Origin of the sequence: Streptomyces sp. NPDC051320 (genome assembly GCF_040682175.1) — a bacterium.
In the GTDB taxonomy this organism is placed as follows: Bacteria; Actinomycetota; Actinomycetes; order Streptomycetales; family Streptomycetaceae; genus Streptomyces.
Genome location: NZ_JBFBAL010000001.1, coordinates 174,081 through 193,416 on the forward strand (window position 1 = coordinate 174,081; position 19,336 = coordinate 193,416).

15 protein-coding genes are annotated in these 19,336 nt (G+C 69.4%); 2 read left to right on the top strand and 13 right to left on the bottom strand.

From position 1 onward, the window contains the following. Positions 1–17 precede the first annotated feature (17 nt). From AB0M87_RS00795 to ureA, 13 genes are all read right to left on the bottom strand, one after another. Positions 18–1,439, bottom strand: coding sequence for a GH1 family beta-glucosidase (locus AB0M87_RS00795; RefSeq protein WP_365849010.1), 1,422 nt, complete (start codon positions 1,437–1,439; stop codon positions 18–20). Between the two features lie 115 nt (positions 1,440–1,554). Beyond that, positions 1,555–2,565: an ABC transporter ATP-binding protein gene (locus tag AB0M87_RS00800; protein ID WP_365849012.1), complete on the bottom strand. Its 1,011-nt coding sequence runs from the start codon at positions 2,563–2,565 to the stop codon at positions 1,555–1,557. Further along, entirely contained in the window at positions 2,562–3,611 is a 1,050-nt protein-coding gene (locus AB0M87_RS00805) for an ABC transporter permease (protein WP_365849013.1), read from the bottom strand. Before AB0M87_RS00805 ends, AB0M87_RS00800 begins: the two co-directional genes overlap by 4 nt. Positions 3,612–3,616: 5 nt before the next feature. Further along, positions 3,617–4,597, bottom strand: a complete 981-nt coding sequence (locus AB0M87_RS00810) for an ABC transporter permease (RefSeq protein ID WP_365849015.1) — start codon at positions 4,595–4,597, stop codon at positions 3,617–3,619. After that, entirely contained in the window at positions 4,594–5,700 is a 1,107-nt protein-coding gene (locus AB0M87_RS00815; protein ID WP_365849016.1) for an ABC transporter ATP-binding protein, read from the bottom strand. The genes AB0M87_RS00810 and AB0M87_RS00815 overlap by 4 nt, the downstream gene beginning before the upstream one ends. A 14-nt stretch (positions 5,701–5,714) precedes the next feature. Further along, positions 5,715–7,400: an ABC transporter substrate-binding protein gene (locus AB0M87_RS00820; RefSeq protein ID WP_365849018.1), complete on the bottom strand. Its 1,686-nt coding sequence runs from the start codon at positions 7,398–7,400 to the stop codon at positions 5,715–5,717. 82 nt (positions 7,401–7,482) lie between these two features. Beyond that, the gene (locus AB0M87_RS00825; RefSeq protein ID WP_365849020.1) at positions 7,483–8,457 is read right to left on the bottom strand and encodes a LacI family DNA-binding transcriptional regulator; all 975 of its coding nucleotides are present in this window, start codon (positions 8,455–8,457) and stop codon (positions 7,483–7,485) included. Positions 8,458–8,989: 532 nt separating this feature from the next. Further along, positions 8,990–10,597, bottom strand: a complete 1,608-nt coding sequence (cimA, locus tag AB0M87_RS00830) for a citramalate synthase (protein ID WP_365849022.1) — start codon at positions 10,595–10,597, stop codon at positions 8,990–8,992. Between the two features lie 426 nt (positions 10,598–11,023). Further along, a complete protein-coding gene (locus tag AB0M87_RS00835) occupies positions 11,024–12,337 on the bottom strand; it encodes an MFS transporter (RefSeq protein ID WP_365849023.1) in 1,314 nt (437 codons plus the stop codon). Positions 12,338–12,431: 94 nt separating this feature from the next. Continuing rightward, complete coding sequence (locus AB0M87_RS00840) at positions 12,432–13,034, bottom strand: TetR/AcrR family transcriptional regulator (protein WP_365849024.1); 603 nt, start codon at positions 13,032–13,034, stop codon at positions 12,432–12,434. A gap of 37 nt (positions 13,035–13,071) precedes the next feature. Then, positions 13,072–14,085: an agmatine deiminase family protein gene (locus AB0M87_RS00845; RefSeq protein WP_365849026.1), complete on the bottom strand. Its 1,014-nt coding sequence runs from the start codon at positions 14,083–14,085 to the stop codon at positions 13,072–13,074. A gap of 67 nt (positions 14,086–14,152) precedes the next feature. Next, entirely contained in the window at positions 14,153–15,817 is a 1,665-nt protein-coding gene (locus tag AB0M87_RS00850) for an urease subunit alpha (RefSeq protein WP_365849027.1), read from the bottom strand. After that, positions 15,814–16,509, bottom strand: coding sequence for an urease subunit gamma (gene ureA, locus AB0M87_RS00855; RefSeq protein ID WP_365849029.1), 696 nt, complete (start codon positions 16,507–16,509; stop codon positions 15,814–15,816). Before ureA ends, AB0M87_RS00850 begins: the two co-directional genes overlap by 4 nt. A 155-nt stretch (positions 16,510–16,664) precedes the next feature. Here ureA and AB0M87_RS00860 point away from each other — a divergent pair, with 155 nt between their 5' ends. Then, a complete protein-coding gene (locus AB0M87_RS00860; protein WP_365849030.1) occupies positions 16,665–18,092 on the top strand; it encodes a cytosine permease in 1,428 nt (475 codons plus the stop codon). An 11-nt stretch (positions 18,093–18,103) separates the two neighbouring features. Next, positions 18,104–19,294, top strand: a complete 1,191-nt coding sequence (locus AB0M87_RS00865) for an amidase (RefSeq protein ID WP_365849031.1) — start codon at positions 18,104–18,106, stop codon at positions 19,292–19,294. Positions 19,295–19,336 lie beyond the last annotated feature (42 nt).

The window sequence follows — 19,336 nt, forward strand, 5'->3', positions numbered from 1 at the left end:
AGTCTTGCTGGGGAGAGCTACTGGGTCGCGCCGTTCCTGGTGAGGCGGATGGTGTCGCGGTACCACTTGGCGCTGTCCTTGAGGGTGCGCTGCTGGGTGGCGTAGTCGACGCGGACGATGCCGAAGCGCTTGTCGTAGCCGTAGGACCACTCGAAGTTGTCCATCAGCGACCAGGCGAAGTAGCCGCGCACATCGGCTCCCTGGGCGCGTGCGGCAGCCACCGCGTCGATGTGGTCGGCGAGATAGGTGGTGCGGTCCGCGTCGTGCACGGCGCCGTCCTCGGCGACGGTGTCCGCGAAGGCCGCGCCGTTCTCGGTGATCACGGTCGGCAGGTGGTAGTCGTCCTCCAGACGCAGCAGGACTTCGGTGAGCTCGGACGGGATGATCTCCCAGCCCATGTCGGTACGCGGCAGGTCGCGCTCCACCGCCCGGGTGACGGGCCGCCCCTGGGCGTCCACCGGTGAGCCGCTCTCGTCGGCGCCGGAGAAGAGGGTTCCCCGGTAGAAGTTGACGCCGAGAACGTCCAGCGGCGTGGAGATCGCCTCCAGGTCGCCGTCCTGGACCGGCAGTTGGACGCCCGCGGCGGCCAGGTCGTCGAGCACGTCCTCGGGGTAACGGCCGTACACGATGGGGTCCAGATAGAGCCGTCTGCCGAGCCCGTCGGCCCGCCGGCACGCCCCGAGGTCGGCCTCGCTGTCGGTCTCGGGGGTGGCGGTGCCGAGGTTGAGGGTGATGCCGAGTTCGAGAGGGCGGTCTCCCGCGGCGCCCCGCAGGTACCGCGCGGCGAGTCCGTGGCCGAGCAGCAGGTGGTGTACGGCATCCAGCGCCTGGCCGAAGTCCTTGCGGCCGGGGGCCTGGACACCGTAGGCGTACCCGAGCATGGCGGAGCACCACGGCTCGTTCAGCGTGGTCCAGTGGGTGACGCGGTCGCCCAGCGCGTCGTAGGCGAGTTGGGCGTACTCGGCGAAGCGGTACGCGGTGTCGCGGGCCGGCCAGCCCCCGGCGTCCTCCAACTCCTGCGGGAGGTCCCAGTGGTAGAGGGTGATCCACGGGGTGACGCCCTTGGCGTCCAGCTCGTCGATCAGCCGCTTGTAGAAGTCGAGGCCTCGCTGGTTCACGGGCCCGCGACCGCCGGGCTGGATGCGTGGCCAGGCGAGCGAGAACCGGTAGGTGTCGACCCCGAGGTCGGCGATGAGCTGCACGTCCTCGGGCATCCGGTGGTAGTGATCGCAGGCGACGTCACCGTTCTCACCGCGCACCACCGCGCCGGGCACCCGGCAGTAGGTGTCCCAGATCGAAGCGGTCCGTCCGTCCTCGGCGGCCGCGCCCTCGATCTGGTAGGCGGCCGTGGCGACACCCCAGCGGAAATCGGCGGGCAGACCGGTGACCGCTCCAGGGGTGATCGAGCGGGCGTAGGCCTGGGGGGTGATGAGCTTCATGAGTCTCCTGAGAGGGGTGCCGGGCACGGGCCCGGCAACGAATCGGGCCGGAGCCCGGAGAGCAACGACTGCCCATGGGCGGGCAGGGGCCGATCCGGCAGAAACCGGGCCGCGGTCACCTCACCCCCGTCGGCGCTGCGTGATGCAGCCAGCACGCCACCGTGCGGGGCTCAGCCGTCTCGCCGGCCGGCCGCGTGAGCATCGGTACCCGGCTCGCACAGGGATCGAACGCCCGGGGGCAGCGGGGGTGGAACGCGCATCCGGCCGGCATCGCCGCCAGGTGCGGCGGCGATCCGGGGATTCCGGCGAGTTCCCGGCGCGGACCGTGCAGAGCGGGGAACGAGTGCAGCAGGCCGTCGCTGTACGGATGACGTGCGTCCCGGTAGATGTCGGCCGCGCCGGCCTCCTCGACGATGCGGCCGCCGTACATGATCGCGATGCGGTCGGAGAACTCGATCAGCAGCGATATGTCGTGGGTGATGAAGACGACGGAGAAGCCCAGTTGTTCGCGCAGCTTGACCAGTTGGCGCAGGATCTGGCGCTGCATGACGACATCGAGCGCCGTCGTCGGCTCGTCCATGATCACGATCTCCGGCTCCAGGGCCAGCGCCATCGCGATCATCACCCGCTGTCGCATGCCGCCGGAGAGCTGGTGCGGATAGGCGCCGAGCCGGTCCGCCGAAATTCCGACCAGGGCGAGCAACTCCTTGGCGCGGTCGGTGCGTTCGGCCCGTTTCATCTCGGGGCGGTGGGCCTTGAGTACGTCCGTGAGCTGACTGCGGACCGTGTGCACCGGATTGAGCGAGTTCATCGCGCCCTGGAAGACGATCGACAGCTCGGCCCATCGGAAGGCCCGCAGTTCGGGCGCGGAGAGCGACAGGATGTCGACCTTCTCGCCGTCGCGCCGGTGGTAGTGGACGTCGCCCCCGGTGATGACGCCCGGCGGTGAGAGCAGCCGGGTCACCGCATAGGCCAGCGTGGACTTGCCCGACCCCGACTCGCCCGCCAGACCGAGTACTTCACCCCGGTGCAGGGTGAGGTCGATGGCGCGCAGCGCGTGCACGGCGTCGTCGCCGGTGCCGTAGTCGACATGGAGGTCGCTGATGGTGAGGACGGGCTCGCTCATGAGCTGGGCTCCTTGTCGTGCGTGGCGCGTACCGCGGGAGCCACGGGATCGGGTTCGGGCCCGGGCGCGGCCGGGCCGGACGACCGCCCGTCGTGCGTTCCGCGCACGACGGGCGTGAAGCCGACCCGCATCCGCACGTGCTTCGTCGCGCCGGTCTCCGTACGCAGGCGCGGGTTGACGAACTCGTCGATGCCGAAGTTGATCAGCGCGAGCGACATGCCGAGCAGCGCGATACACAGTCCCGCGGGCACGAACCACCACCAGGCGCCCTGGGCCAGGGCCTGGCTGGACTGGGCCCAGAAGAGGACGGTCCCCCAGTTCCAGTCCGAGATGTCGGCGACGCCGATGAAGGCGAGGGTGATCTCGGAGAGGATGGCGAAGATGACCGTGCCGACGAAGCCGGAGGCGATGACGGCGGTCAGGTTCGGCAGGACCTCGAAGAGGATGATCCGCCAGGTGGACTCCCCGGTGGCGCGGGCCGCCTCGACGTAGTCCCTGCGGCGCAGCGACAGGGTCTGGGCGCGCAGCACCCGCGCTCCCCAGGCCCATGAGGTCAGGGCGATGACCCCGGCGATGAGCAGGTCACCGGCGTCGGAGACGAAGCTGGCGATGATGATGATCAGCGGTAGTCCGGGGATGACCAGGAAGACATTGGAGAGCGCCGAGAGGAGCTCGTCGGCGACTCCCCCGAGAAAGCCGGCACTGACCCCGATCAGTACCGAGAACACCGTCGCGAAGATCCCGGCGATGAACCCCACCACCAGCACGCCGCGGGTGCCGACCAGGATCTGTGAGAGCACGTCCTGGCCGGTCTGGGTGGTGCCGAACCAGTGGGCGCCGGAAGGTGATTGCAGGATCGCGTTGCTCATCTTGTCCGGGTCGTACGGCGCGAGCCACGGCCCCGCGATGGCGAGCAGCACGAAGAAGGCCAGGATCGCCAGCCCGACGACGGTCTTGCGGCCCCGCAGGAAGCGGAGCCTGCGCTTGTTGGACGCCGGGGTATCGGTCGCGTCGAGCACGGCGACCTCGGCAGCGGTGACGGCCATGTCCCTCAGGCCTCCCTTCGGGTGCGGGGGTCGAGGACCATGTAGATCACGTCGGCGAGCAGGTTCGCCGCGAGAACCGAGAGCGTGATGATCAGGAAGACGCCCTGCATGAGCGGATAGTCCTTGGCGCCGACGGCCTGGAAGAGCTGGAAGCCGATGCCCGGATAGGAGAAGACCATCTCCACCAGGAGCGTGCCGCCGACGATGAAACCGAGCGAGAGGGCGAAGCCGGAGATGTTGGGGAGGATCGCGTTGCGGGCGGCATAGCTGAACATCACCCGTCGCTCCGGGAGCCCCTTGGCCTGGGCGACCATCACGTAGTCCTCGGAGGACACCGTCACCATCATGTTGCGCATGCCGAGGATCCAGCCGGCCACCGCACTGAGCACGATGGTGAGTCCGGGCAGAGCCGCGTGGTAGAGCGCGCTGGAGACGAACGGCCAGTCGAAGGCGGGGATCAGCGAGGAGTCATAACCGCCGGCCGCCGGGAACCACGGCCACTTGACCGCGAACAACGCGATGGCGATCAGGCCGAGCCAGAAGTACGGTATGGCGGAGATGAAGGTGGTGACGGGCAGCAGGCTGTCCATCCAGGAGCCGCGCCGCCAGCCGGAGAAGACGCCGATACCGGTCCCGAGCACGAAGCTGATCAGCGTGGTGACGCCGACGAGGGCCAGGGTCCAGGGCAGCGACTGTGCGATGACGTCGCTCACCGGTGTCGGGAAGAACGTGAAGGAGAGTCCGAGGTCGCCGTCGAGCAGATGCGACCAGTAGCTGGTGTACTGCTGCCAGAGCGTCTGGTGCTTGTCGAGACCGAAGAGCGCCCGGAGCGAATCGATGGCCTTGGTGTCGAGCTGGCCCTGGAAGCGGGCGATCAGGGACTGCACGGGGTCGCCGGGCATCAGCCGCGGGATGAAGAAGTTGATGGTGATCGCTGCCCAGGCGGTGACGGTGTAGAAGGCGAGCCGTTGCAGCAGATACTTCACGGCGCCGTCGCCTCCTTCGTACCGGGCCCCTCGGAAGTGCCGGGCGCCTCGGCAGTGACGGCCGCCTCGGCGTACAGCCAGCAGGCCGCCCACTGGCCGTCGTCGAGGTCGAAGCGCGGCGGCAGTTCGGTGCGGCAGCGCGCCATCGCCCGGGGGCAGCGGGGATGGAAGCGGCAGCCGGCCGGCGGTGCGATGAGCGAGGGAGGCTCGCCGCTACCGGTTTCCTGCTGTTCCTCCGGCGCGACGGCCCGGTCGGGGTCGGGTGCCGATGCGATGAGCAGCTGGGTGTAGGGATGGGCGGGGTGCTGGGTGACGGTCTCGCTGTCACCGCCCTCGACGATCCGGCCCGCGTACATCACCAGGGTGGTGTCCGCGAAGTAGCGGGCCGACGCGATGTCGTGGGTGATGTAGAGAATGGCGAGGTGCAACCGGTCCTTGAGGTCTTTGAGCAGGTTGAGGACCCCGAGGCGGATCGACACGTCGAGCATCGACACCGGTTCGTCGGCGAGCAGTACCTGCGGATCGGCGCCCAGCGCGCGGGCGATGGCCACGCGCTGGCGCTGACCGCCCGACAACTCGTGCGGGAACTTGTCCAGGAACCGCTGGGGAGGCGTGAGCTGTACGCGTTCGAGCAGAGTTGTCAGTCCGGCTTCGAGCTCCGCGTCGCCACGGCCCGCCCTGCCGTGGATCTTCAGCGATCTGGTGAGGTGGTAGCGCACGGTGTGCACCGGGTTCAGTGAGGCGAAGGGGTCCTGGAAGATCAGCTGGACCCGGCGTACGTATCTGCGGAAGGACCGACCGCTTCCGGCCTTCACCGCCTTGCCCTCCAGGTGTATCTCGCCCCCGGTCAGCGGATACAACTGCGCGAGCAGCCTGGCGACGGTGGACTTCCCGGAGCCCGACTCCCCCACCAGGGCCGTGACGGTGCCGCGCCGGAGCTGCAGCGAGACATCGTCGACGGCGTGGACGGCGCGCTGCCTGCGGGCGAGGAGATCGCCGCCGTTGCGGCGTACCCGGAAGTGCTTGGAGACTCCGCGCGCCTCGAGCACGACGTCACGCGCGACGTCATTCGCCGGGGGCGGTGTTTCGGTCTGTTCGGTCATGGCCGGTCCCCGTGTTACTTGGCGGGCTTGAGGTGCAGCACGACGTCCAGCGCGTTCGGCTGGGTGGGCTGCGGCGGGCCGTACGGGTCGGATTCGGTGGGCCAGCCCACCCAGTTCCTGGTCGAGTACTCGGCCCCGATGGGTGCGGCCGCGGTGGGCACCATCGGCGCCTTGTCGACCATGATCTTCTGCAGCGTGTTCATGGCCGTGGTGCGGGCCGCATCGGTGGTCGCGTTGGCGTACTCCTTGAGCGCCTTCGTCGCTTCCGGGCTGTCGAAGCGGCCGAAGTTGCCGAGCGGCGAGGACTTGCCGACGGGCTGGAGCAGGGCGCCGTCCATGATGTTCTGGTACATGTCGTAGGGGGTCGGACCGCTGTTGGTCCAGTGCAGTACGGCGTCGAAGTTGCCGTTGGAGACGTCGGCGGTCCAGGCGTCGGCGGTCTGGGTCTTGACCGTGGCGTCGATTCCGAGCTGCTTGACGTTGTCCTTGATGATCGACAGACCGGTGATGTAGTCGTTCCAGCCGGCCGGGTCGCTCATCGTCAGCTTGACGGCCTTGCCGCTCGGATCCTTGAGTACACCGCCGCTGAGCTTGAACCCGGCGTCGGAGAGAAGCTTCTTGGCCCCCGCCAGATCGGGTTTCGTGGTGGCGTCCTGGTAGGCGGGAGCCAGGAAGGACGTGCCGGCGGGCAGCGGTATACCGGTCGGGTTGGTGATCTCCGGGTAGAGCGTCGACTCGGCCTGGACGTAGATCGCCTTACGGTCGATGACCATCGCCATGGCCTTGCGCAGCGCCGGGTTGTCGAACGGCTTGCGGGCGGTGTTGAACCACAGTCCGTGGATGCCGAGCCCGGAGGGGAACCACAGCTTGTTGTTCTCGGGATCCTTGGCGACGTACAGCTTCTTGTAGTCCGGCATGAAGACGAAGGACCACTCGGACTTGCCACCGGCCAGCGCCGTGGTCTGCGCGCTGTTGTCGTTGTACGACGTGTAGCGCAACTCTTTGACCTGCGTCTTGCCCTTCCAGTACGTGGGCGCCGCGGTGAGCGTCGTGGTCTGCGGGGTGAACGACTTGAGGACGTACGGGCCGGAACCGATCGGCTTGCGGTTGGCGAAGGTCGCCGGGTCCTTGACCGTGGACCAGATGTGCTGGGGGACGATGTAGGTGTTGACGATCTTGTTCTGGTTGACGAACTGCGATTCCTTGAAGGTCAGCACGACCTTGTCGCCCTGGGTCCGGATGCCGTCAAAGGGGATCGCGTTGCCGTTCAGTGCCTTGTTCTTCTTGATCAGGTTGAAGGTGAAGGCCACATCCTGGGCGGTGAGCGGCTTGCCGTCGGACCACTTGGCCCTGGCGTCGATGGTGAAGGTGACCTTGGTGAAGTTGGACTCCCACTTCCAGGCGGAGGCCAGCCAGGGCTTGCCCTTCTCGCTGGGCCGTATCCCGTTCGTCATGACCAGCGGCTCATAGATCTGGAAGCGGTAGCCGAGCGAGGCGCCTGCCGACGTGCCCAGGAACGGGTTGCTGTTGTCGGTCTGCGGTCCGTTCGGCATGCCGATGGTGAGGACCCCCGATGCGGCGCCCGCCCCGCCCTTCGAGTTGTTCTTGCTGTTGGCGTCTGAGCAGCCTGCGGCAAGCGCGACCACAGCGATCGCTGCGGTGAGCGCCCGGACTTTCCGGTTCGGCCTGATTACGGACATGGCGACTCCATCGAGGGACTGCGAAGGGAGGAGGTGAAGAACGAGGCGAGAGGAGAGAGTGCGAGGAGAAGGCTTCGATGCTTTAAGGCGCCGAGCTGCGGACGACCAACTCGGTGGGCAGCACGACCGGTTCGGCCGGTGTGGGCACCCCGCCGAGGTGCCCGAGCAGCATCCGCGCCGCCGTCTCGCCCATCCGCCGGGTGGGCTGGCGGACGGTGGTGAGCGGGGGCACGGTGTGCTCGGCCATCGGGATGTCGTCGAATCCCACGACCGCCACGTCGTCCGGAACGCTCCGGCCCGCGGCACGCAACGCCCGCAGCGCCCCCGCCGCGCTGATGTCGTTGTGTGCGAAGACCGAGTCGAAGGCGGTACCGGACGCGATGAGTTCGTCGACCGCGCGGTAGCCGGCCGGTTCGGTGAAGTCGCCCGTGGCGACGATGGCTCCGGGCTGCAGGGCACAGAACCCGGCGCTGCGTTCCCGTGTGCACCCGAAGTGCAGCGGGCCGGTGATGACCAGGGGCTTTGTGCGTCCAGCCGCCAGCAGATGGCGGGCGGCGGATGCTCCTCCCTCGCGGTTGGTGGTCACGACGGAGGGGAATTCGGGGTGGTGCCCCCGGTCGTCGATCAACACGACCGGCAGGCCCTTTCGGTGCAGTTCGGTGATTCTGTGCAGGGTGTTCTCGGGTTCGACGACAAGGAGCCCGTCGAAGGCACGGGCCGAGACCTGGCCGATGAAGTGCTCCACCGACTCGGCGCCCCGGCTGACCGTGAAGAGCAACAGCCCATAGCCGGCCGCCTCCACCGTGTCGACGACCCCTTGGAGCACCTCGGCCATCCAGGGCCAGGCGAGCGAGGGCACCAGCATGCCCACCGTCCGGCTGTTTCCGCGGGCCAGACCGACGGCCCCCGAGCTCGGTACGTAACCCAGCTGGGCGATCACCTCCCGGACCCGGGCGGCGGTCGAACCGTCCACCTCGCCCTTGGTGTTGATGACCCGCGAAACGGTCGTCTTGCTGACGCCGGCCTCACGTGCGACATCGGCGATGGTGACACGCATCGGGCCTCCACGACGATGTCGGCGGTGGTCTGGGGACGAACGTCCGGTACCGGTTCCGGAACCGGTACCGGCGTTGAGGCGTGAGTAAAGCCCACGCCCGAAGTGCCGTCAATACTTCACACCGACATTGGTCCGGACCGGGTTTCAGCGCAGGCAGGAGGCACCATTCGTTCAGGTTTTGAACAGCCAGACCCTTGACGCGTGCACGTAACCACGGTTCACTCACGCATCGATCGCCGAGCGATCGCGGGGCTCACCGGTGCCGGCCGCTCAGCGGCGGCTGCGGTGCTGGGACGGGTACGTCACGGTGCGCTCGGCGCGACCGGACGGCTCGAAGGCACTCATCACGTGCACAACGGCACTCATCACGTACCCAACGGCGCCACGTCCGCGCGGCAGATCACCCTCAACCGGGGCGGCGAGCACGCCACTTGCTCGCCGGCGGGCAAGACGTCCGCCAACGTCACCCGGTCCGGCGTACGGGGCGGGGGGACGGGCACCCCCCGCCGACCCCCATCCACCGGCTCACGGCCTACTCCGCCGGTTCGACACCCGCCCGCAGCAGACCGTAGGTGTACGCGTCCTCCAGCGACTGCCACGAGGCGGCGATCACGTTCTCCGCGACTCCCACCGTCGACCACTCGCCCTGGCCGTCACTCGTGGTGATCAGCACCCGGGTGGTGGAGTCCGTGCCGTGCTTGCCCTCCAGGATGCGGACCTTGTAGTCGGTCAGCTGCAGCTTCGCGAGCTGTGGATAGATCCGCTCCAGCCCGACCCGCAGGGCCCGGTCCAGCGCGTTGACCGGGCCGTTGCCCTCCGCGGTCGCCACGATGCGTTCGCTCTTCGCCCACAGCTTCACGGTCGCCTCGTTCGCGTGCGTACCGTCGGGGCGGTCCTCGACGATCGCGCGCCAGGACTCGATACGGAAGTAGCGCCGGGCCCTGCCCTCGGCCTCTTCCCGGAGCAGCAACTCGAAGGACGCGTCGGCGGCCTCGTAGGTGTAGCCCTGGAGTTCGCGCTCCTTCACCCGCTCGACGACCCGGCCGACCAGCTCGCGGTCACCGCCGAGGTCGATGCCCAGTTCCTTGCCCTTGAGCTCGATGGACGCGCGGCCCGCCATGTCGGAGACCAGCATCCGCATGGTGTTGCCGACCTGCTCGGGGTCGATGTGCTGGTAGAGGTCGGGGTCGACCTTGATCGCGGAGGCGTGCAGACCGGCCTTGTGCGCGAAGGCGGACACCCCCACATACGGCTGGTGCGTGGAGGGCGTGAGGTTCACGACCTCGGCGATGGCGTGCGAGATCCGGGTCATCTCGGCCAGTGCGCCCTCCGGGATGACCTGCTTGCCGTACTTCAGCTGCAGGGCGGCCACGACCGGGAAGAGGTTGGCATTGCCGACGCGCTCTCCGTAACCGTTCGCCGTGCACTGCACATGGGTCGCGCCCGCGTCCACCGCGGCCAGCGTGTTGGCCACGGCGCAACCGGTGTCGTCCTGGGCGTGCATACCGAGCCGGGCACCGGTGTCGGCGAGGACGGTGGCGACCACGGCCTGGATCTGGGCGGGGAGCATCCCGCCGTTGGTGTCGCAGAGGATGACCACGTCGGCGCCGGCCTCGGAAGCGGCCCGCACCACGGACTTCGCATACTCCGGGTTCGCCTTGTAACCGTCGAAGAAGTGCTCGCAGTCTACGAAGACCCGGCGGCCCTGTCCCACCAGGTGCGAGACCGAGTCCCGCACCATGGCGAGGTTCTCCTCGAGGGTGGTACGCAGCGCCAGCTCTACATGGCGGTCGTGGGACTTGGCCACCAGGGTGATCACCGCGGCGCCGGAGTCCAGCAGCGCCTTGACCTGGGGATCGTCCTCGGCGCGGGTGTTCGGCCGGCGGGTGGCCCCGAAAGCGACCAGTTGCGCGTGCTTGAATTCGATCTCCTGCTGGGCACGGGCGAAGAACTCGGTGTCCCGCGGGTTCGCCCCCGGCCAGCCGCCCTCGATGAACCCGACGCCGAAGTCGTCCAGGTGCCGGGCAATCGTCAGCTTGTCCGAGACGGTGAGGTTGATGCCTTCGCGCTGAGCGCCGTCGCGCAGCGTTGTGTCGAAGACATGGAAACTGTCGTCCGTGGCCTTGTCGTCTGTGGTCATGCTGATCTGGCTCCTGTCGGATGGGTGGATCCCGGAATGTCTGGCTCCACTTGCCCCCATCTTCGCGCGCACCTCGCTCCTGGCCGAGGTGGGGCCTGGAAACGAAAAAACCCCTCGCGGGTGCGAGAGGTTAGCGCGCGGGTCTGGGGCACGGTGGCCGCGCCGTACATGGTGGTACGGGAGCGGTCACTGCGGACCGGCGCGCCTGCTGCCGATAATCATGGCGAACGAGGACACGGTGGCAGTCTGCCACACGGGGAGCGGGGGGTGGAGGGGGTCTCACGATGCGGTCGGGAGGCGGGGGCCCGAGCCGGGGCCCCGCCCCGGGCCCCGGCCCTCAATCGCCGGACGGGCTTGATTTTGCCGGCGTCGGCTTGGACGCGCGCCAGTCCGATGCGCTCCATGGCGCCGCGCACGGGGGCGCGGCTACGCCGGGGTGCGGGACGGGGCGGGGGCGGCGCCCGGGAGCCGCTCCGCGCGGTTCAGGTCGATGTCCCGCGTCTCTCGCATCGTGAGATACACCACCAGCGAAACCGCCGCGCACCCCGCCACGTACCAGTAGAACCCGGACTCCACCCCCGCCTTCTTGAACCACAGCGCCACGTACTCCGCCGTGCCCCCGAAGAGCGCGTTGGCGAGGGCATACGGCAGCGCGATCCCCAGCGCCCGGATCCCGGTCGGGAACAGTTCGGCCTTCACACAGGCGTTGATCGACGTGTATCCGGTGACGATGACCAGCGCGAGGATCGCCAGACCGAAGGCCGGCCAGAAGGTCCCCGCGTGCTTGAGCATCGTCATGATCGGTACGGTCAGAAACGTCGAGCCCACGGCGAAGGTGATCAGCATCGGCCGCCGCCCGATCCGGTCGGAGAGCATGCCGGCCAGCGGCTGCAGGCACATGAAGAGGAACAGCGCACAGAAGCTCACCAGCGAGGCGGTCGGCTTGGCCATGCCGGCGCTGGAGGAGAGAAACTTCGTGAGGTAGGTGGTGTACGTGTAGTACGCGACGGTGCCGCCCATGGTCAGCGCCATCACCAGGAACGCCTCCCGCCGGTGGACCCACAGCACCTTGAGGGTGCCGCGGTCCTCGTCCACCGCGGCGCCGGACTCCGCGTACACCTCGGTCTCCAGCATGGAGCGTCGCAGATAGAAGACGATGCCGGCGCCGACCGCTCCCACGATGAACGGGATCCGCCAGCCCCAACTGTGCAGTGCGTCGTCGGACATGGTGCGCTGCAGTGTGATCTGCAGGCCCAGGCCCACGAGTTGGCCGGCGGTCATCGAGACGTACTGGAAGCTGGAGGCGAATCCCCGCTTCGCGGGGGCCGAGGCCTCGGTGAGGTAGGTCGCGCTGGCCGCGTACTCGCCGCCGACCGACAGCCCCTGGAGCAGCCTGGCGACCAGCAGGACCGCGACGCCGCCGTATCCCGCGACCTGGTACGTGGGCGCGATCGCGATCAGGATCGCGGAGGCCGACATCAGGGTGACCGTGAGGGTCAGGGCGGCCTTGCGGCCCCGGCGGTCGCCGATGCGGCCGAGCAGCCAGCCGCCGACGGGCCGCATGAAGAAGCCGACGGCGAAGATGCCCATGGTGTTCATCAGGTTCGCGGTTTCGTTCCCTTTCGGGAAGAACGCGTCAGCGAAGTACACCGCGAAGGTCGCGTACACGAACCAGTCGAACCACTCGACCATGTTGCCGGCGGAGCCGACCCAGATCTTCTTCCACTGCTCTCGTCCCATGGTCGTCCACGGTGACCGAACGGCCCGACGCGCCACAAGAGGACCTACGGCAACGATCAAGGGTACTTGCGTGCGTTGCGTTCACGGCTCGGCGTCAGCCGAGCGCCTCGTCGATGAAGTCACGGACATGAACCAGCACTTGGTCCCGGTCGGAACCGGGGAGAGCCATCGCGACATGGGTACTGAAGCCGTCGAGCAGGGCTCGTATCCGGGTCGCGAACCGTTCCGCGTCGACGGCCCGCAGTTCACCGCGGGACGCGCCCTCGACCAGCAGGGCGACCAGATCGCGGTGCCAGGACAGCTCGATGTCGAGCAGCCTGGCCCGGGTGTCGTCGTCGACGCCGTGTGCCCGGTTCCACAGCTCCAGCCAGAGCGACCAGTGCGGGTCGCGCGGGCCGGCGGGGATGTAGAGATCGACGAAGGAGTCCAGCCGCTCACGGACCGGGACCTGCCGGGCGAGCGCCGAGCGGCGGTCCATGCCGAGCTGCTCCTCGCTCCACTCCAGCGTTTGCAGCAGCAGCTCGTCCTTGGTGCGGAAGTAGTACAGGAGGTGCCCACTGCTCATCCCGACCTCGCGGCCGAGCCCCGCCATGGTGAGCTTTTCCAGGCCGCGCTCGGCGATGCTCGCCATGGCGGCGGCCAGCACGCTCTCGCGAGGCGGGGCGTTCTTGCGCGCGCGGGCCGCCGGTTCGTTCATGGGGCCCAGAATATGGGGTGCCCGGGGCGGCCCGGCATCAGCACACCACGGGTTGCTGCTGCGTGATGCAGTGGATGCCGCCGCCGCCGGCGAAGACCGTACGGGCGTCCACCTGCACCACCGTCCGGTCGGGGAAGAGACCGCGGAAGATCTCGGCCGCCGTGTCGTCCCGCGGATCGTCGAACGAGCAGAGCACCACGCCGTCGTTGCAGAGATAGTGGTTGATGTAGGAGTAGTCGGCCCATGTCCCGTCGACCTCGAGGACGGTCGGCGCGGGGACCTCCACCACCTCCAGTGGGCGTCCCTTCGCGTCCTTCTCCGACCTGAGCAGGTCCACGATCTGCCGGCAGATCTCGTGGTCGGGGTGGGCCGGGTCGGGCTGGGTGTGCGCGACCACCACACCGGGCCGGACGAACGCAGCGACGATGTCCACATGACCGCGGGTCCCGAACTCGCCGTAGTCACCGCTGAGTCCGCGCGGCAGCCAGATCGCCCGGGTGGTGCCGAGCCGCGTGTGGATCTCCGTCTCGACCTGCTCGCGCGTCCAGTGCGGGTTGCGCTCGGGGCCGAGCTGGACGGTGTCGGTGAGCAGCACCGTACCCTCGCCGTCGACATGGATGGCGCCGCCCTCGTTGACCAGCTCCGAGGTGAAGGTGCGGGCGCCGGCCAGGTCGCTGACGACGCCGCCGATCTTCGCGTCGTGTTCCCAGCGGGCCCATTCCTGCGCGCCCCAGCCGTTGAACGTCCAGTCGACCGCGGCGAGTTCGGTGCCGTCGGTGAGGAAGGTCGGGCCGATGTCGCGCATCCAGGCGTCGTCGAGTTCGCGCTCGACCAGCTCGATGCCGGTGCCGAGCAGGGCGCGGGCGCCGGCCGATTCGCCGACCCCCACCACCATCGTCACCGGTTCGAAGCGGCGGACGGCGCGCGCCACGGCCGCCCAGGCGCGGCGCGCCTCGGCCAGGCCGACCGCGTCGTCGAAGGTGGGATTGGGGCCCGGCCAGGCCATCCAGGTGCGCTCGTGCGGTGCCCACTCGGGGGGCATTCGGAACATGGTGAGTCCTCGGGGCTGCTGATGGGGGGCGTACCGGAAGGGCCGGCGATTCTTACAGACTGTGCTTTTACAAGAAGTAGAGACGGTTCAGGGAGACGGACTCCGCGGCCGGTGACTCCAGCGGCTCCCCGTCGAGCGTGACGAGCCCGGTGCGCTGGTTCACATCCACCGCGCCGGTACGCGAGTTGAGCCGCAGGTCCGCGGGTCCGATCCCGCGCGTGCCGCGCACCGCTACGCGCCGGCGCCGGGTCGGCATCCGGTCATGGTCGGCGTCCAGGGCGGCCTGCGCGACGAAGGCGACCGACAGATCGGCCGCGGTCGCTCCATGGGCCCCGAACAGGGGGCCGAGGACGAGCGGCTCGCAGGTGTCGGTGGCGGCGTTCGGGTCGCCGGTCACCCCGTAGGCCGGGAAGCCCGACTTGAGGACGAGTTGTGGTTTCGCGCCGAAGGAATCCGGCCGCCACAGCACGATGTCGGCGAGCTTGCCGACCTCGACCGAGCCGACCTCGTGGGCCAGGCCGTGGGCGATGGCGGGGTTGATGGTCAGCTTGGCCAGATAGCGCAGCACCCGCGCGTTGTCGTCGTCGCCGTCGGCGCCTCGCTCGGCCTTCATCTTTCCGGCCATGGCGAAGGTCCTGCGCACCGTCTCCCCCGCGCGGCCCATCCCCTGCGCGTCCGAGGAGGTGATCCCGATGGCGCCCAGATCATGCAGCACGTCCTCGGCGCCCATGGTTCCGGCGCGGATCCGGTCGCGGGCCATGGCCGCGTCGCCGGGCAGGTCGGTCTTGAGGTCGTGTACAGAAACGATCATCCCGTAGTGCTCGGCGACCGCGTCCCGGCCGAACGGCAGCGTCGGGTTGGTGGACGAGCCGATGACATTCGGTATGCCGGCCATCTTGAGGACGTTGGGCACATGTCCGCCGCCGCAGCCCTCGATGTGGAAGGCGTGGATCGTCCGGCCTTCCAGCACCCGCAGGGTGTCCTCGACCGACAGGCATTCGTTGAGCCCGTCGCTGTGCAGGGCCACCTGCACGTCGTGCTCCTCGGCCACCCGCAGCGCGGTGTCCAGGGCCCGGGTGTGCGCGCCCATGTCCTCGTGCACCTTGAACCCGGACGCACCGCCCTCGGCAAGCGCTTCCACCAGCGGGGCCGGGTCGGACGACGAGCCGCGCGCCAGGAAGCCGATGTTGACCGGCCAGGCGTCGAACGCGTTGAAGGCGTGGCGCAGCGCCCACGGCGAGTTGACGCCGACGCCCCACACCGGTCCGAACTCCTGGCCGATGATCGTGGTGACGCCGGAGGCCAGCGAGGCCTCCATGATGCGCGGCGAGAGCAGGTGGACGTGGGTGTCCACGGCGCCGGCGGTGGCGATCAGCCCCTCACCGGAGACGATCGAGGTGCCGGTCCCGACGACCACGTCGACCCCGTCGAGGGTGTCCGGGTTGCCGGCCCTGCCGATGGCCGAGATACGGCCCTCCCGGATGCCGATGGACACCTTGCGGATGCCCTGCACGGAGTCCATCAGCAGCACGTTGCTGATCACCACATCGCAGGTGTCGCGGACCGCTGCCGCCTTGAGGTGCAGTCCGTCGCGGGCGGTCTTGCCGAATCCGGCCAGGAACTCGTCGCCCGGCTTCTGTGCGTCGGACTCGACCCGGACGGTCAGCCCCGAGTCACCGAGGCGGACCCGGTCGCCCGCCCGCGGGCCGTGCACGGCTGCGTATTCACTCATCGGTCAGCTCCTCGGTCCGCTCCCAGGTATCCGCAGGCCGCGGCGCGCCGCATGGCCTCTTCCTTCGCGCCCGGCGCGTCGAGCGGTCCGTCGACCAGGCCCGCGAAGCCGATCGCTATCCGGTCGCCACCGATCGGGACGAGACCGACCTCGGCGCTCTCGCCCGGGCCGAACCGCACGGATGACCCGGCCGGTACGCACAGCCGCATTCCGTAACCGGCCGCCCGGTCGAAGTCCAGCCGCGGGTTCGCCTCGAAGAAGTGGAAGTGCGAAGTGACGCTGACCGGCACGGAGGCGGTGTTGAGTACGGTCACGGTCAGCGCGGGGACCAGCTCGGGGTGTCCGGGACCGGCCAGTACGGCCCCCGGCGCATCGGCGCCCAGGGATCCGCCGCCGATCGGGTCGGCCACCACGGCCAGCCGGGAACCGTCGTCGAAGACCGCCTCGACATGAACCTCGGTGACCACGTCCGCAACCCCGGGCAGCACATCGCCCGGACCCAGCACGGCGCGCGCCGCTTCGATCGCCTCGGCGAGCCGGCGCCCGTCACGGGCGGCCTCACAGACCGTGTCGGCTATCAGCGCGGTCGCCTCCGGGACGTTGAGCTTCAGGCCACGCGCCCGGCGCGCCCGGGCCAGCTCGGCCGCGCCGAACAGCAGCAGCCGGTCTCGTTCGGTCGGGGTCAGTCGCACGTCCCACCCACCTCCTCCTCGTTCGGCGCGGCACCTTGAGCAACGCTTTGAGCGTTACTCTAACCATTGATCCGTGTGAGCGAAAGCATTGACAGCTCACCATGGCGTACAGCACATTGAGCGCCACTCAAATAGTCGAGTGGAGGGCATGCCATATGCCGATCGAACAGCGCGGAGTCGACACCATCCCGGACGGGGAACGCACCAGCGGTCCACGCGATCTCATCAGCATCCTGCTGGGCTCCAACCTGTGTCTGGGGGTGATCGTCTTCGGCTGGCTCCCGGTGTCCTTCGGCCTCGGTCTGTGGCCCTCCGTCACCTCGGTGGTCGCCGGTACGATCGTCGGCACCCTGCTGACCGCCCCGCTCGCCCTGGTCTCACTGCGCACCGGGACCAACCTCTCCACCTCCAGCGGCGCCCAGTTCGGCGTGCGCGGCCGGCTCATCGGCTCGGTCGTCGGCCTGCTGCTCTCGCTCGGCTACACCGCGCTGACCCTGTGGATCGGTGGTGATGTGATGATCGGGACACTCGCCCGGCTCACCGGCCTGCCGGACAACGGCCTGATCCACTCCGTCGTCTACGCCCTGCTCGCGGCCCTCACGGTCACCGGCGCCGTGTACGGCTACCGGATACTGCTGCGGCTCAGCAAGGCACTGGCCGTCGCCATGACGCTGTTGCTGGTCATCGGCCTCTTCGCGTACGCCCCCGACTTCACCACCGCTGCCGCGCCGCACACCCCGTATCTGCTCGGCTCGTTCTGGCCCACCTGGCTGCTGTCCGCGGTCGCCGCCGGGCTGAGCGGTCCGATCGCCTTCATCACTCTCCTCGGCGACTACACCCGCTACGTCTCACCCCGCCGTCACAGCACGGCTTCGGTGCTGCGGGCCACCTGCGTCGGCCTCGTCCTCGGGCTGCTGGTCCCCCAGTTGTTCGGTACCTACACCGCGCTCGCGGCCCGTTCGGCGGTCGACTACGCCGGGCCGCTCGTCGCCGCGTCCCCCGCCTGGTACCTGGTTCCGCTGCTGCTGGCAGCGTCGGCAGGTTCGGTCGGCAACGCAGGTCTCATGCTGTACTCGATGGGCCTGGACCTCGACGCGATCCTGCCGCGCGCCACCCGGGCGCGGGCCACCATGGTCGTCGCGGCGGTTGCCACGCTCTTCGTCTTCGCCGGTCACTTCGCCTGGGACGCGCAGTCGGCGATGACGTCCTTCGTGCTCCTGCTCACCGCCATCGGCACTCCGTGGGCGGTCATCACCGTCATCGGCCATGTCCGCTGCCGTGGCGAGTACGACCCTGACGCCCTCCAGGTCTTCAACCGCCGTGCCAGGGGCGGGATGTACTGGTACCGCGCCGGCTGGAACGTGCGTGCCGCGGTGGCCTGGGCGATCGGTGCCGCGGTCGGCCTCGCCGCGGTGTCCACCCCGCTCTACGAGGGCCCACTGCTGCACCTCACCGGTGGGGTGGACTGCAGCTTCATCTTCTCCGGCCTGGTCGGCGGACTGGTCTACGCAGCGCTGACCGCGAGCACGGTCCGCACCGGGGCCCCTGCCGAGAGCCCCTCCGAAGCGCTCGCCGAGCTGTAGCGTCCCCGTCCATGGACCGCGACATACAGGCTTTCGTACCCGAACCCGGCCGCGCCGAGCGGCTGGCCGCCGAAACCGCGGCGATCGCCGCCCGCTGGCCGGAGCCCGCCGACCGGCCTCCGCTGTACGGCGTCCAGGTCGGCATCAAGGACATCATCCACGTCGACGGCCTGCCCACCAGGGCCGGTTCGGCGCTGCCCCCGGACGTGCTGGCCGGCCCACAGGCCGCTGTCGTCGACCGGCTGCGCGCCGCCGGGGCGGTGGTCGCCGGCAAGACGGTGACCGCGGAATTCGCCGTACTGGCGCCGGGTCCCACCCGCAACCCGCGCAACCCGGAGCACACCCCCGGCGGCTCGAGCAGCGGTTCGGCGGCCGCCGTCGCCGCCGGGATGATCCCGCTGGCCGTGGGCACCCAGACCGTCGGTTCGATGATCCGTCCGGCCGCGTACTGCGGCGTGGCCGCCTTCAAACCGACGTACGGGCGCATCCCGGTCGACGGGGTGATCGCGAACGCCCCGAGCTTCGACACCCTCGGCGTCTTCGCCGCGGATGTGGCCGGGCTCGCTCCGGCGGTCGCGGCACTCTGCGACATCTGGCGGCCGCTCCGGCCCCCGGCGCGTCTCCCGCTGCTCGGCATCCCCGAAGGCCCGTATCTGCGGTGCGCCGAGCCCGAGGCGCTGGATGCCTTCGCCGTCCACACGGACCGGCTGCGGGCGGCGGGCTACCCGGTGCTGCCGGTGCCGGTCATGGCCGACTTCGAACGGATCAGGGCTCAGCTCTTCACCATGAACCGCTACGAGGTGGCCCGGACGCACGCCGACTGGTTCGCGCGGTACGGCGAACGCTACCGCCCCGAGACGGCGCGGGCGATCGCCCAGGGCCGATCCATCACCGAACTGGAGTACGTCCGCGCCCAACGCGAACGAGTGGCCTTCCGCGATCGCCTCGACGAGGCGATGGCCTCCATCGACCTCTGGATCACCCCGTCAGCCACCGGCCCGGCCCCCCGGGGGCTGGCCACCACCGGCAGCTCGGTGATGTGCCTGCCCTGGAGCAACGCGGGTCTGCCGTCGCTGACGGTGCCGGCCGGCCTCGCCGCCAACGGGCTTCCGCTGGGCGTGCAGTGCGTCGCCGCGCCGGGGCGGGACGAGGAACTGATGGCGTGGGCACCGGGGGTCGAGGCGGTGTTCCACACGCGGTGAGCGGCTGGACGGGTGCCCGGCACTACCCGCCACCCGGCACTC